Genomic DNA, 14161 nt, shown 5'->3' with positions numbered 1-14161 from the left:
GCTGATTTTACTGATTTTACTGCTTTTTAACCTCTGGTTTTTCCAAAAGCTTTTTAATGCCCTGGATTGCTACCAGTACACCAAGTATTAACAGCAGGACTGCAAATATCAGCTGTAAAGAATTTCCAAGATCAAGACCGGTGGTAACAAATGCCTTGGAAAGCTTTACAATTGTCATGCCAAGTGCTGTAAAGGTTACTGCCATCATGAATACCATTGGAACCCAGAGCATCCAGCCCTGACGTTTTGTCTTCTTTAAAAATACTGCACAGGCTACAAGCGCAAGCACAGATAACAGCTGGTTTGCAGAACCAAACAATGGCCAGATTTCTGCGTAACCCACTTTTGTAAGCAGATAGGCCAGTACAAGTGTGATAATCGTTGCAAAATATTTATTAGTCATCACCTTTAAAAACGGGTTCATATTTTCTTCATCTGTATCAGAATCAAGGAAAAACTACTGGAAAGAGAGTCGTCCTACTCGTGCTACAGAGTCAAGTGATGTCAGTGCAAATGCAGATACAGCAAGGTTAATTAATGTAAATACTAATGAATGGGACAAACCAATCACAGAAAGGAAATTTGCAATCGCACCTGCAAAAATCTGCGGCTGGGTTGTCAGTCCCTGTGCTGCCGCCTCACCATCTGCAAAAGATGCTACTGCAATCAGTGCGATGATGGCAAGCATGCTTTCCATGAGCATTGCGCCAAATGAAACAGGGAGCATGTTCTTTTCATTTTTAATCTGTTTGGATGCAGTGCCTGAGGATACCAGGGAATGGAAGCCAGAAACCGCACCACAGGCAATCGTTACGAATAGAATCGGAAACATATACTGTCCATTAACATTAAAGCTTGTAAAAGCTTTTAGATTACAGGAAGGGTTAGCAACAAATACACCAATTACCGCACCCACAATCATAAAAATAAGCAGATAACTGTTCAGATAATCACGTGGCTGAAGCAATGCCCATACAGGTGCAACACTGGCTACCAGGATGTATGCAAATATAATAAGGTGCCAGGTTCCAAGATTTATATACATCGGGAATTTAAGTCCCAGTGCAATTGCGGCTACCAGTAATACAATCGCAAATGCTGTATTGATCCATTTATTGAATCTTGTGTATTTCAGGAAAAATCCAAGTCCAACAGCTTCTATTATGAATAACATGGAGGTAGTTGCGACAGCTCCGTTTGCTGCTACCTTTGTAACTTCGCCTGCGTCATTTGTGGCAAATCCATTAAAGGTTCCGGCTACTACGTCTGCAAATGCTGCAACAACCAGAATACAGAATAACCAGCAGAATAAAAGGAATAATTTTTTTCCTAATTTTCCAATATATGCTTCGATAATATATCCGATTGTACGTCCTTTGTTCTTTACAGATGCATACATGGAAGCAAAATCCTGAACTGCGCCAAAAAATACTCCGCCAATCAGAATCCACAGCATAACCGGAAGCCAACCAAAAATTGCAGCCTGGATAGGTCCGTTGATCGGGCCTGCACCTGCAATTGAGGCAAACTGATGCCCGAATACAACATTAGTATCAGCAGGTACATAATCAACTCCGTCCTCCATCTCATATGCCGGAGTTTTTGCTTTTGGATCAATTCCCCATTTGTTCTGCAGATAGCGGCCATACAGAAGATATGCGCCGCCCAGAACTACAATGGCAATCACCATCATCATAATTCCACTCATAATCTTTCTCCTCGTCTTTCTTTGAATATGGAATATATTAAAAACGCCCCTGTCATCTAAGTGATAACAAAGGAAGAATTTTCTTTATTAATTATCTAATGTTTTACTACTTTTTTTATAAAAAATCAAGAAGTGTTTTGTATATACTAAACAATTTTATACTACTGTTTTTATGCAATTTTTCAATGAAAAGAATTAAGAAAAAAATGGAAACGAACAGATTTGAGTTTTGGTTGTGAAATAGCAGAAATGAGATTAAAATAAGAAATTAGAAACGAAGGCAAAATTGTTTTTGGAAGAGATTAGAAGGAGTAAAAAAATGATCATCAGAAAAGCAGAAGAAAAAGACATTCCGAGAATTATTGAACTGTTGGGACAGGTGCTGCAGATTCATGCAGACATAAGACCTGATATTTTTATTCCCGGTACTACAAAATATACGGTAGACGAACTGACTGAGCTTTTAAAAAACGAAAAAAATCCAATATATGTTGCCGCCAATGAAGCTGATATTTGTGTAGGATATGCATTTTGTCAATTACGGGAACAACCTTTTTCTAATAATATGGTGCCGTTTAAATCCCTTTTTATAGATGACCTGTGTGTGGACCAACAAGCACGAGGACAGCATATCGGTGAAAGATTATTCGAACATGTAAAAAATGAGGCAAAGCAAAAGGGATGCTATGAAGTAACCTTGAATGTATGGACAGGAAATATTTCAGCAGAAAAATTCTATGAAAAGATGGGAATGAAAACAAAAGAAAAACAGATGGAATATATTTTATAAATTGAAAAAGGTATTGACAAATCAAAACATAACAAATAAAGTCGGTGCGGGATTTTCATATCCTGTACCGACTTTATTTTAATTTATGATATTTCCTGCTGTTCGTTTTGAAAATTTATCGCTGTAAGAAAATTTATCGCTATAATGAATGTGCATGTCTTTCCAGTCCATAAACATTACATAAAATACTCTGCCGTATTGTTGATTCTCTACGATTCTGCCATGGTCAAGCACAGAAAGATAGGATCCGTCAGCCTTCCGAAGATGAAAATGAATATAGTCATTTTCATTGCCATTATCAATCTGCTCCCAGATGCTTGATTCGATCTGCTGTCGTTCATCTTCCCGGATCAGGTTGCGGAAGCTTCTCTTTGTAAGCCTAAAAAGTTCTTCCATATCTTTATATCCGGTCATATGGAGAAACTCATGGTTTGCATAGAAAAGCTCATCCTCTTTTTTATCCGCTCTGTAAATAATAAATGCACCCGGAAGGTGTTCAGAGATATCCTTAAGTGCAAATCCAAGCTGCTTGCGAACTCTTGATTGAAGTCCTTCTTTGTATGCCATACATCCATTTTTTCCATGGAGCTTAACCTCATAAAGTGCTGCATCTGCACAACGCATGAGCTGTGAACAGTTTGATGCAAAGTCTGGATATTCCGCATATCCAAGAGAAATATAAAATGGATGTTCTTTCCCATTGCATGAGAATGTCTTTGGTATCCTGGTGAATTGCTGCAGCTGCTTCGCAGCAGCTTCACCGACATTGTTTGGCAGAAGAATGCAAAATTCATCGCCGCCGTTTCTGCCCAGCAACGCATCAGATGGAAAAAATGCTTTCATATTATCGGCCAGACTCTTTAATGCTTTGTCTCCATAGGCATGTCCATAGATATCATTAATTAATTTAAAGTCATCTATATCAAGGAATGCGGCTATGAAATGCGCTTTGGGATTTTCTGAAATCATCTTCTCTGCTAATTCATCAAATCCATAACGGTTGTAAATATTTGTAAGAGAATCTATGCGTGCCAGTATTTGAAATTTGTTTTTATTTTCCTTAGATACTAACCAAACCCTGGTAAGACCTGACAGAAGTAAGACAATAGAAGCAAAAAATCCGCTGGTTAAAGCTATAAACGCAGTATTTTGCCATCCACCTTCAGGCATTACCTCAAATTTCCAGTTTTCCTCACCTATTGTAAAATCATAAGAAACAGGATGAATCATTGAGCCATCTGACTGATAAACAACTTCATAAGTGTTATCCCAGGGAGTGACTGTTTTGGAAAGCTTATATTCATAGCCAAAGTCTGAGAGTGCACTGATCGAGTTCGAAAAAATATCGGGAACACGTAAAATAACAATAGTAAATCCCCAGAAATATTCCTGACCATTGTTATCCTTCAGATAAACCGGATTACGGACAGCGAGTCCATAGCTACCTTGCTTCAATTCGAAGGGGCCTTGTGTGATCAGGGTATGGTTGTCTCTGGCATAACAGGAAATTTCTTGGCGGTCTTTATCATGGAGCAGGTCAATCTTACCTGCCTCATTTCCCTCGGCAGGATAAATATCTGTTACAACACCATTGGGAGCAAGCTGAATACTTTCAATGGAGTCAGACATAATATTCTTTGCAATCGTATCAAACTGATTAAGCTCCCCATTTTCACTGATCAAAATCTGTTTCAGGACATCTGTAATTTCCATTCCATCTGTAATTTCATTTTTTATACGTTCACCATAAGTAGTTGCATTTAATTGTGCCGTTGTGTGCTTTTGTTTTTCCTCATGGGCATTTGTTTTGTATACAATGAAACTGATAAGACATATGCCCAGCAAAAAAACGATAAAAGGCACAAGTGTTTTTTTCTTCACTTACTTCACCTCGTGTTATACACCGTATATTAGATAACAAAGCATTATAGCATAGAAATTAAAAAATGGAATAAAATTTTCGTAAAAAATAAAATATTTTTTGGGGTCATTCTACATTTTTCAGAGCTTCATCCATTGGAATTTTACGGATTCTGCGGTATTCAAGAAGTGACACAGCTGCATAAGTTCCTATACCTATTACGAACATTTCCAGATAAATCTTTGGATCGATCCAAAGTGCAATCCATCCTGAAACACTTGTCAGCATCATTTCCCTAAATAGAATCTCCATGACTGCTTTTTCAATGGGAAAACTTAATAAAAGCCAGAGAACTACCACGACCGATGTTGACCAGATGTATAATCTGCTGATTTCGCCATTTTGCTATCGGTACAAGGGTTGTCATCCAAAAAGCGTCTGCATTCCATATTGTCACATAAGTCGGCAGGCTATAGCTTCCATAATACATAGAGGCACACACATTTTTCATTACGGTGTATCCCAGAATATTTCCGATCAATGCTCCGAACAGGGTAATGATCACAGGAAGTGTCATATAATGCCTGATAAGCTCTCCTTTTGTATAGCCGGATGCGCGCAGTGTTCCGATCACACCTGCTTCCTTTCGAATCGTATTGCTGATTGTAATTCCAAAGACAAAAGCCATAATTACTATGACAATATAAAGAAGCACGATCATCATAGCTTTGTCACTTCCCATATCTTCCCCGGTAAAGTTGATTGCCTGATTCTGATAGCGTGGGACAAAGGCTTCCTATGTTTTTGAAGATGTGATATACTTTATTTCGCTAATCTGAACTTAACTGAATGACATTGATTATGGAATATTTCTTCTTTTATTAGTGATGAAATATCGAATTTTAATACAGATTTATATTATCAAAATCCAGACTATCTGGAATGGTCGTATCGTGAAGGAAAATTATTGGATTAAAAATAATTTTACTGACTGTAATTGCAATACCGGCAGGAATTGCGGTACTGGCAAAGGCAGAAGAAATTGTCCCGGATGAAACGAGGTGTTGTTATCATGGAGTATATAGCGCATAAAGATAATGAAAGAGTACAGACAGTAAAAGAACACTTATATGGTACAGCTGAATTAGCAGGATTTTTTGCGGAAAGATTTGGGAAGAAAGAATGGGGTTATTGTTGTGGAATGTTACATGATCTTGGGAAATATTCCAAAGAGTTTCAAAGAAAAATTCAAAATGATACAGGTGAAAGAGTAGATCATTCAACTGCAGGTGCGAAAGTCTGCAATGAAAAAGGCGGTTACTATTCTATTTTAAGTTACTGTATTGCCGGACATCATGCCGGACTTCCAGACTATGGAAACACTGCAATAGGCAATAGCTTATGTGGAAGATATAATAAAAAAATCTGTGATTTTAAAAATTATGAAAAGGAAATAGAAATTCCACAGCTTCATACGGATCCAATTGTGTTTGATCCAACAAAGAATCTTGATTTTTCATTAAGTGTTTTTGTAAGGATGTTATATTCATGTTTGGTAGATGCTGATTTTTTGGATACGGAAGCTTTTATGAAAAATGAAAATACTGGCCGTGTTGCGGGAGAAACAATGCAGATTTTGGAGGAAAAATTAGAACAATATATTGAGCCTTGGTTAAGCAATACTGAATTGGAAAGTATCAATGGAAGAAGAACAGAAATTTTAGCTCATTGCATGGAAATGGGGAAGCGAGAAAAGGGAATTTATCGCCTGACAGTTCCAACCGGAGGAGGGAAGACGATTGCTTCTCTGGCCTTTGCATTAAGACATGCAGTGAAGCATCAGATGGATCGGATTATTTATGTGATTCCTTATACGAGTATAATTGAACAGAATGCCCAGGTGTTTCGGGAAATTCTTGGTGCAGAAAATGTATTGGAAAATCATTGCAATGTAGAATATAAAGATTCAGAAGAATTTTATCCAATGCAGCTTGCAAGTGAAAATTGGGATAAACCTGTAGTTGTGACAACAAATGTGCAGTTCTTTGAATCTTTATTTGGAAACAAATCATCAAAATGCAGGAAAATCCATAACATTGCAAACAGTGTTGTAATTTTTGATGAAGCACAAATGTTGCCGATGGATTATTTAAAACCTTGTATTTCTGTTTTACAGGAATTAGTCGATAATTATGCCTCAAGTATTGTTTTGTGTACTGCAACACAGCCTGCGCTTGAAATGTTTTTCTCATCCAAAGATAAAATGATAGAATTATGTCCGCGTGTGGAAGAACAATTTCGTTTCTTTGAGCGTGTTACTTATGAAAAAATAGGAAAAATTTCTCAAGACGAGCTGATCATGCGAATGCAGGGAGATCAAAGTATACTTTGCATTGTGAATACGAAAAAAGCCGCACAGGAGCTGTACAAAAAGCTGCGGGAAGAAAGAAAAAATATATATCATTTATCCACAAACATGTATCCAAAACATAGAAAAAGAGTATTAAAAATCATTCGGGAGCGACTGGATAATAATGAAAAATGTATTGTTGTTTCAACCAGTCTGGTAGAAGCTGGTGTAGACTTGGATTTTGACATTGTTTACAGGCAGATTGCAGGATTGGATTCTCTGATTCAGGCAGCCGGAAGGTGCAACCGGAATGGAAAGAAGGACTTAGCGAAAAGTAAAGTTTATATTTTTGATTTCATTGACGAAAAGAAAGTGACAAATCAAAAATTGCAGATTGAAACAGCAGCATCTGTTATACAAGACTATGAAAAAGTAGATGACTTGACAGGGATTTCTGATTATTTTAAACGTCTTTATCATTATCGCGGAACCAGCCTGGATAAGAAAAACATCATGGGCGAATTTAAACAGATGCGGTTTAATTTTTCAAAAGTAGCAAAAGAGTTTAAGCTTATTGAAGAAAACACAAAGATGATTTATATCAACAAAGAATTAAAAGCAGAAGAATTATTGAACGAATTGAAAACAAAGGGAGCATCGAAAGAAAGACTTCGAGAAGCCGGTCAATATTGTGTTCAGATTTATGGAGATGAAAGGAACGAAAACAGTTTATTTGATAAGCTGTACAGTAACGGAATGCTTCGGCCAATCTCAGAAGATATGCAGGATTTTTATGAACTGGTGTCGCAAAAACAGTATTCTGATGAGTGGGGATTGGATTTTTCAGTGGATGATGTGTTGATGATGTAATATTAAATGGGGTGTATGAAAAAAATTCATACACCCTGTTTGCTTTAAAAAAAATATTAATATTTCAATCCACTGGTTCCCCAGACAAGCTTAAGTATACATGAATTAATTTGTTTTTACAATTGTATTTTTTATATCTTCATTAAAATTTTATATAACAAACACGAAAAGCATTGATTAATATGTAGAAGTGTAGTATAGTGAGATTAAGAAATAGCAGTGAACCGTAGAAGCGATTAATAAGGAGACATTGTATGGTTTTATATCATGGAAGCAAGGACGTTGTAGAATTTCCGGAAATCAGAAAAGCACTGTATCATAAAGATTTTTATTTTGGCTTTTATTGTACAAAACTTCCGGAGCAGGCAAAACGGTGGGCAACACGTTATGGAACATCAGGAGTATTGAATTGCTATGAATATACACCTGATAATAAGTTGAAGTATCTGGTTTTTGATGAAATGACAGAGGAGTGGCTTGATTTTATCGTGCATTGCAGAAGTGGAAAATCACATACTTACGACATTGTGGAAGGACCTATGGCAGATGACACTATTTATAATTATATCCAGAATTATATAGATGGAAAAATTTCAAGAGCAGCTTTCTGGGAACTGGCAAAATTCAGTCATCCGACACACCAGATCAGTTTTCATACGATCTCTGCATTAGATACGCTAAAGTATGTGGGAAGTGAGGAAGTATATGGGAACAAAAAATAATAATAGACTGTTTTATACATGTAGTCTGATTGAATATATTGGTCGTCAACAAAAAAGAGATAGAAAAGAGGTGACAGATTTTCTTGGAAAAGAAAGAATTGCCAGGATTTATGAATATGCAGATGTTTTTCACTGTGAACCTATAGAAAAAGTTGCATATGAGTTTTCGGAAGAATGCAAAATAGAAGAGGGAAATTTTGACAATGTATCTGAATGCCATTATAAAATCCCGGATTATTGGGACATTGGTGAAGTATATGAACGGTTAATCGAAGACAGCTATTCAGATGATGAGATTTTAGAAGGACTGTGGGAGGTATATCACTCCTGGATCAATCAATGTATATCAAATTTCAATACAGATTTTTATTATCAGCCAAGGGATTATATAGCAGTTTGTTATAAGAAAGGAGAGGTATTATAAGATGGGGATTGGCGTAAAAGTAAAGGTATGGGGGGATTATGCCTTGTTTTCACGTCCCGAGCTTAAAGTGGAACGATGCTCTTATGATGTCATGACGCCGTCCGCAGCAAGAGGAATTCTGGAAGCAATTTACTGGCATCCCGGAATGCGTTGGATTATCGATAAGATTTATGTGAAAAATCCGATTCGTTTTACAAGTGTTCGAAGAAATGAAGTAAAGAGCAAAGTTTCCAGGAGCAATGCTTTACAGGCATATAACGGAGATGAGAGACCATTTTATATAAGCACAAAGGAAGACATTGTTCAGAGAGCATCTTTGATTTTATGTGATGTATGTTATGTGATAGAAGCCCATTTTGAATTGACTAATAAGGCAAATGAATCTGATAACGCAGGAAAATTTAAGGATATCATTATGCGAAGACTGAAACGGGGTGAATGCTATCATATGCCATATTTTGGATGCAGAGAGTTCCCGGCACAGTTTTGTTTATGTGAGGAAAATGAAATAACAACTATATATAGTGAAGTACCAGAGAAGGATTTGGGATTCATGTTATATGATATGGACTATAGTAATCTGGAGAATATTCAGCCCATGTTTTTTAGAGCAGTTATGAAGAAAGGGGTATTAGATCTTACGGATTGTGAGGTGTTTCGATGATTCTACAGGCTTTGGAAGAGTATTATGAAAATCTTCTTCAGCAAGGAAAAGTGGCAAAAGCAGGATGGTGTCAGGCTAAAGTGTCACACGTAATTGAATTGAATGAGGACGGAACAATAAAAGGAATAGTCTCTTTGAAACAAGAAGAGGAGAGAGGGAAAAAGAAAGTCTTGATTGCGCCAATGCTTTTTGTTCCTGAGATGGTTATAAGATCTTCTGGAATCTCTGCAAATTTCTTATGCGATAATGCGAAATATCTGCTTGGAATAGATGAGGATGGAACAAAACCAAGAATAATGGATTGTTTTTTAGCGGCAAAGGATAAGCACCTATCAATTTTAAGTAAGGGAAAAGGTGCAATGGCAAAAGCTATCTGTGCTTATTTTAGAAACTGGAATCCGAAAACTGCAAAAGAGAATCCGATTTTAAGAGAATATTGGGAAGAGTTGAATGAGGGTGGGAACATTATTTTTGGCATGAGAGCTTTGGAGGCGCAAGAGGACGATGAAATAAAAGCTTTATGGGAAGAAGCGAGAAATGCAGAAAGCAACGAACAGCAAGGAATCTGTCTGGTAACCGGACAGAGAACGGATATTTCACGTATTCATAAAGGGATAAAAGGGGTTCCGGGAGCACAGTCAAGTGGAGCTGCACTGGTTTCATTTAATGCACCGGCTTTCGAATCTTATGGCAAAGAACAAAGTTATAATGCACCGGTTGGTAAATATGCAGAGTTTGCATACACAACAGCACTCAACTATTTACTCAATCAAAGAGAATACTGTTTTCCGTTAGGCGATTCAATGATTGTATTCTGGGCAGAATCCGGAAAAGAAGAATACCAGAAAACCTTTATGTCATGGATGAATCCACAAGTGGATAATCAAGAGGAAATGAAAAAACTGTTCGGAAATCTGCAAAGAGGTATAAGGGTAGATGTGCAAGATATCCAGTTAAACATGGAGCAAAAATTCTATATTCTTTGTCTGGCACCAAATGCAGCAAGGCTTTCTGTGCGCTTTTTTTATCAAAATTCATTTGGTAATATTATGGAGAATTTGTCCAAGCATTATCAGAGAATGGAGATTGTAAAACCTGCCTGGGTGGAATTGGACTATTTAGGTATTCAAAAAATGTTATTTGAAACGGTCAATCAAAAGTCAAAAGATAAAACTCCGATTCCCAGTATGGCGGCAATGGTGTTAAATGCAGTTCTTCAGAATAATAGATATCCGGCAACCTTGTATACTGATACATTGATTCGAATCCGTTCAGAACAGGGGAACATTACATGTGGAAGAGCGGCGATTATAAAAGCAGTTTTAATGAAGAATTACAATTGGAAGGAAGGCGAAAAATTCATGGGATTGAACGAGGATTGCAAAGAGACAGCTTATGTTCTTGGAAGATTGTTTGCGGTATTGGAATTTATTCAAAGAGAGGCGAATCCAGGAATTAATGCTACCATCAGAGATCGGTACTTTAATTCTGCCTGTGCAACACCGGCATCTGTATTCCCTATATTAATCAAATTAAAAAACAGTCATATGAAAAAAATAGAAAGGGAATCAGCAGGAACGAAGGTGTATTATGAAAAGCTGTTAACTGAACTTATAGGTAAAATAGAATTGTCTGAGAAAATGCAGGGATTTCCAAGCCGTTTTTCACTGGAAGAACAGGGGAAATTTATGCTGGGATATTATCATCAGGTGCAGAAAAGGTACGAGAAGAAGGAGGAGAAGTAAATGAGCGAAGCAATAAAAAACAGGTATGAGTTTGTAGTATTATTTGATGTGGAAAACGGAAATCCAAATGGAGATCCTGATGCAGGGAATATGCCAAGAATTGATCCGGAAAGTGGTCTGGGTCTTGTTACGGATGTTTGTATTAAGCGAAAAATCCGTAATTATATTGAAACAATCAAAGAAGAGGAGAAAGGGTATAAAATTTATATTAAAGAAGATGCGCCGCTTAACAGAAGTGATCGGGAAGCCTGCAAAGAACTTGGGGTGGAAGAGAACGACGATAAAAAGGTAACAGAAGCACTCAAAAAACTTAAGAAAAATGATCCAAATGTAGATCTTAAGTTAAGAGATTACATGTGCGAGAATTTTTATGATATTCGTACATTTGGTGCTGTTATGACAACATTTGTCAAAGCTGCTTTGAATTGTGGACAAGTAAGAGGACCGGTGCAGATTGGCTTTGCCAGAAGTATTGATCCGATCATCAGTCAGGAAGTGACTATTACAAGAGTGGCGATTACAACAGAGAAAGATGCTGAAAATAAGAGCACAGAGATGGGAAGAAAATGTATAGTTCCATATGGATTATACCGAGTAGAAGGATATATTTCTGCAAATCTGGCGAGAAAGGTAACAGGATTTTCAGAGGATGATCTGGAACTTTTATGGGATGCTATTATTAATATGTTTGAAAATGATCATTCAGCTGCAAGAGGAAAAATGGCAGTACGAGAATTGATTGTATTTAAGCACAGTAAGGAATTAGGAGACTGTCCGGCATATAAGCTGTTTGACGCAGTGGAAGTATCAAAAAAGGAGGATGTGGAGTATCCGAGAAAATACCAGGATTATAAAGTGTGTGTTCATGAAGAAGCGATTCCGGATTCAGTTGAAGTGAAAAGGATGATTTGATGGAATATAAAGAAGATGACTATTTGATGTTGTCGGGAATACAACATTTTAAATTTTGCCGGAGGCAGTGGGCATTAATTCATATTGAACAGCAATGGGCTGAAAATGTTCATACAGTTATTGGTGAGTTGATGCATAAAAAAGTGCATGATCCTATGAGTAAAGAAAAACGAAAAGATACCATTATTGTAAGAGCTCTTCCAATAGCATCCAGAAAAATGGGCATTTCAGGAGAATGTGATGTTGTAGAATTTCATAAGTGTGAGGATGGTATTCCGTTATTTGGACATCGAGGATTATATTCAGTATTTCCAGTAGAGTATAAAAAAGGAAAACCCAAAATTACAGAAGAGGACAAACTACAACTTACAGCGCAGGCAATGTGTTTGGAAGAAATGTTTTCGACTGAAATATCAGAAGGGGCAATTTTCTACGGGGAGACAAGAAGACGAGAAAATGTATTGTTTTCACAAGAACTAAGAGATGAAGTAAAAGAGTTATTTGATGAAATGCATCAGTATTATAGTAGAGGCTATACGCCAAAGGTGAAAACAGGCAAATCATGCAATAGCTGTTCATTAAAAGAAATATGTCTCCCTAAGTTAGAAAAGACGACTTCAGTGACCGCTTATATAACGCAGTCATTAAGGGAGGATGCAAGGTGAAAAAATTATTAAATACTTTATATGTGACATCTGAAAATAGTTATTTGGGATTGGAAGGAGAAACGATTGTAGTATATGACAATCAAACAGAGATTGGGCGGTTGCCATTACATAATTTGGAAGGTATCGTATCATTTGGATATCGGGGAACAAGTCCGGCACTGATGGGTGCTTGCGCAGAACGGAATATTTCTATATGTTATCTAAGCCCACAAGGAAAGTTTCTGGCAAGGGTATCTGGAAAAACAAGAGGAAATGTTCTTCTGCGTGAACAACAATATAAGAGTTGTAAGGATGAAGATATAAGCTTGAAAATTGCGAAAAACTGTATTCTGGGTAAAGTATACAATGCAAGATGGATTTTAGAAAGATCCTTACGCGACCATGAAATGCAAATTGATTCAGAACGCGTAAAAAAAGCGTCTTTGCAGCTAAAGGATGCGTTGGAATTAATACAGAATGCAGAGTCAAAAGAGCAGTTACGAGGGTATGAAGGTGAGGCAGCCAGCATTTATTTTGGTGTTTTTAATGAATTGATATTGCAACAGAAAAAAGATTTTACTTTTAGTGGCCGTAATAAAAGACCGCCATTAGATAATGTAAATGCGATGCTTTCGTTTGTTTATACCTTATTAACAAATCAAATTGCTTCAGCACTGGAAACTGTTGGTCTGGATCCATATGTTGGATATCTTCATACGGACCGACCGGGCAGAGTGTCACTAGCACTCGATTTGATAGAAGAATTTCGGGCCGTTTATGCAGATCGCTTTGTATTATCCTTGATTAATAAGAAGATTGTAAATGGCAAAAATTTTTCACGCAAAGAAAATGGAGCAATTTTGATGGATGATGATTTGCGCAAAAAGGTATTAGTAGAATGGCAAAATAAAAAGAAAGAGGTTATTACACATCCATTTTTAAAAGAAAAAGTTGAATGGGGAATGCTGCCATATGTACAAGCTATGCTGCTTGCCAGATATTTGCGCGGTGATTTAGACGGATATCCGGTATTCCTTTGGAAATGAGGTAAATTGCTATGCTCGTACTTATCACATATGATGTTAATACAGAAACTGTATCAGGAAAAAAACGGTTAAGAAAAGTGGCGAAACAATGTGAAAACTATGGCAGACGTGTTCAGAATTCAGTGTTTGAATGCATTTTAGACCAGGCACAAAGTGTAGTGTTAAAACAAAGTTTAATTGATATTATTGATGAGAATGTAGATAGTTTACGCTTTTATTATTTGGGCAATAAATACCAGACAAAAGTAGAACATGTTGGAGTTGAACGTGGAATTGCGGTAGATCAGCCACTGATTCTGTAAATTACTGGTGCGAATGTGAAGTGCACATAAATTTATAAGGTGATTCGCACCAGAAAAATGATTTAAAACTATATTTTTTAGTTTATTAATATATTATACATTAATGCTTAAAGAATTAAT

General features: G+C 36.8%; 12 protein-coding genes and 2 pseudogenes. 10 read left to right on the top strand and 4 right to left on the bottom strand.

Annotated features, from left to right (window positions below; translation table 11 throughout):
- Window positions 1-16: 16 nt before the first annotated feature.
- Window positions 17-1708: pseudogene (locus tag OCV70_RS03635) on the bottom strand (carbon starvation CstA family protein).
- Window positions 1709-2027: 319 nt separating this feature from the next.
- On the opposite strand from OCV70_RS03635, the gene OCV70_RS03630 reads away from it, so the two are divergent.
- Window positions 2028-2498, top strand: coding sequence for a GNAT family N-acetyltransferase (locus OCV70_RS03630; protein ID WP_186901003.1), 471 nt, complete (start codon window positions 2028-2030; stop codon window positions 2496-2498).
- 78 nt (window positions 2499-2576) lie between these two features.
- On the opposite strand, the gene OCV70_RS03625 is transcribed toward OCV70_RS03630, so the two are convergent.
- The 3 genes and pseudogenes from OCV70_RS03625 to OCV70_RS19280 form a co-directional block, all read right to left on the bottom strand.
- Window positions 2577-4379: a diguanylate cyclase domain-containing protein gene (locus OCV70_RS03625; protein ID WP_262579230.1), complete on the bottom strand. Its 1803-nt coding sequence runs from the start codon at window positions 4377-4379 to the stop codon at window positions 2577-2579.
- Window positions 4380-4485: 106 nt separating this feature from the next.
- Window positions 4486-4650 (bottom strand): hypothetical protein, encoded by a 165-nt coding sequence (locus OCV70_RS19285; RefSeq protein WP_243176641.1) that lies wholly within the window; start codon window positions 4648-4650, stop codon window positions 4486-4488.
- 115 nt (window positions 4651-4765) lie between these two features.
- Window positions 4766-5155 (bottom strand): annotated as a pseudogene (locus tag OCV70_RS19280) (FtsX-like permease family protein); the annotation flags it as partial.
- Between the two features lie 276 nt (window positions 5156-5431).
- On the opposite strand from OCV70_RS19280, the gene cas3 reads away from it, so the two are divergent.
- The 9 genes from cas3 (at window position 5432) to cas2 (ending at window position 14041) form a co-directional block, all read left to right on the top strand.
- Window positions 5432-7579 carry a CRISPR-associated helicase Cas3' gene (gene cas3, locus OCV70_RS03610; protein WP_262579335.1) on the top strand — a complete coding sequence of 716 codons (2148 nt, stop codon included), beginning with the start codon at window positions 5432-5434 and terminating at the stop codon, window positions 7577-7579.
- Window positions 7580-7833: 254 nt separating this feature from the next.
- Complete coding sequence (locus OCV70_RS03605; RefSeq protein WP_195587291.1) at window positions 7834-8301, top strand: DUF3990 domain-containing protein; 468 nt, start codon at window positions 7834-7836, stop codon at window positions 8299-8301.
- Window positions 8285-8725: a hypothetical protein gene (locus OCV70_RS03600; RefSeq protein WP_021926690.1), complete on the top strand. Its 441-nt coding sequence runs from the start codon at window positions 8285-8287 to the stop codon at window positions 8723-8725. The genes OCV70_RS03605 and OCV70_RS03600 overlap by 17 nt, the downstream gene beginning before the upstream one ends.
- Window position 8726: 1 nt before the next feature.
- Complete coding sequence (gene cas5c / locus OCV70_RS03595) at window positions 8727-9389, top strand: type I-C CRISPR-associated protein Cas5c (protein WP_195587290.1); 663 nt, start codon at window positions 8727-8729, stop codon at window positions 9387-9389.
- Window positions 9386-11134, top strand: coding sequence for a type I-C CRISPR-associated protein Cas8c/Csd1 (cas8c, locus tag OCV70_RS03590; protein ID WP_195587289.1), 1749 nt, complete (start codon window positions 9386-9388; stop codon window positions 11132-11134). Before cas5c ends, cas8c begins: the two co-directional genes overlap by 4 nt.
- On the top strand, window positions 11135-12046 hold the full coding sequence (cas7c, locus tag OCV70_RS03585) for a type I-C CRISPR-associated protein Cas7/Csd2 (RefSeq protein WP_021926688.1): 912 nt from the start codon (window positions 11135-11137) through the stop codon (window positions 12044-12046). It abuts the gene before it with no gap.
- Window positions 12046-12711: a CRISPR-associated protein Cas4 gene (gene cas4, locus OCV70_RS03580; protein ID WP_195587287.1), complete on the top strand. Its 666-nt coding sequence runs from the start codon at window positions 12046-12048 to the stop codon at window positions 12709-12711. The genes cas7c and cas4 overlap by 1 nt, the downstream gene beginning before the upstream one ends.
- Window positions 12708-13739 (top strand): type I-C CRISPR-associated endonuclease Cas1c, encoded by a 1032-nt coding sequence (cas1c, locus tag OCV70_RS03575; protein WP_021926686.1) that lies wholly within the window; start codon window positions 12708-12710, stop codon window positions 13737-13739. The genes cas4 and cas1c overlap by 4 nt, the downstream gene beginning before the upstream one ends.
- Before the next feature lie 11 nt (window positions 13740-13750).
- Window positions 13751-14041, top strand: coding sequence for a CRISPR-associated endonuclease Cas2 (gene cas2, locus OCV70_RS03570; RefSeq protein WP_262579224.1), 291 nt, complete (start codon window positions 13751-13753; stop codon window positions 14039-14041).
- Window positions 14042-14161 lie beyond the last annotated feature (120 nt).

Origin of the sequence: Blautia acetigignens (assembly GCF_025566865.1) — a bacterium.
Taxonomy (GTDB): Bacteria; Bacillota; Clostridia; order Lachnospirales; family Lachnospiraceae; genus Blautia_A; species Blautia_A acetigignens.
This window is presented reverse-complemented; position numbering and strand designations above follow the sequence as displayed.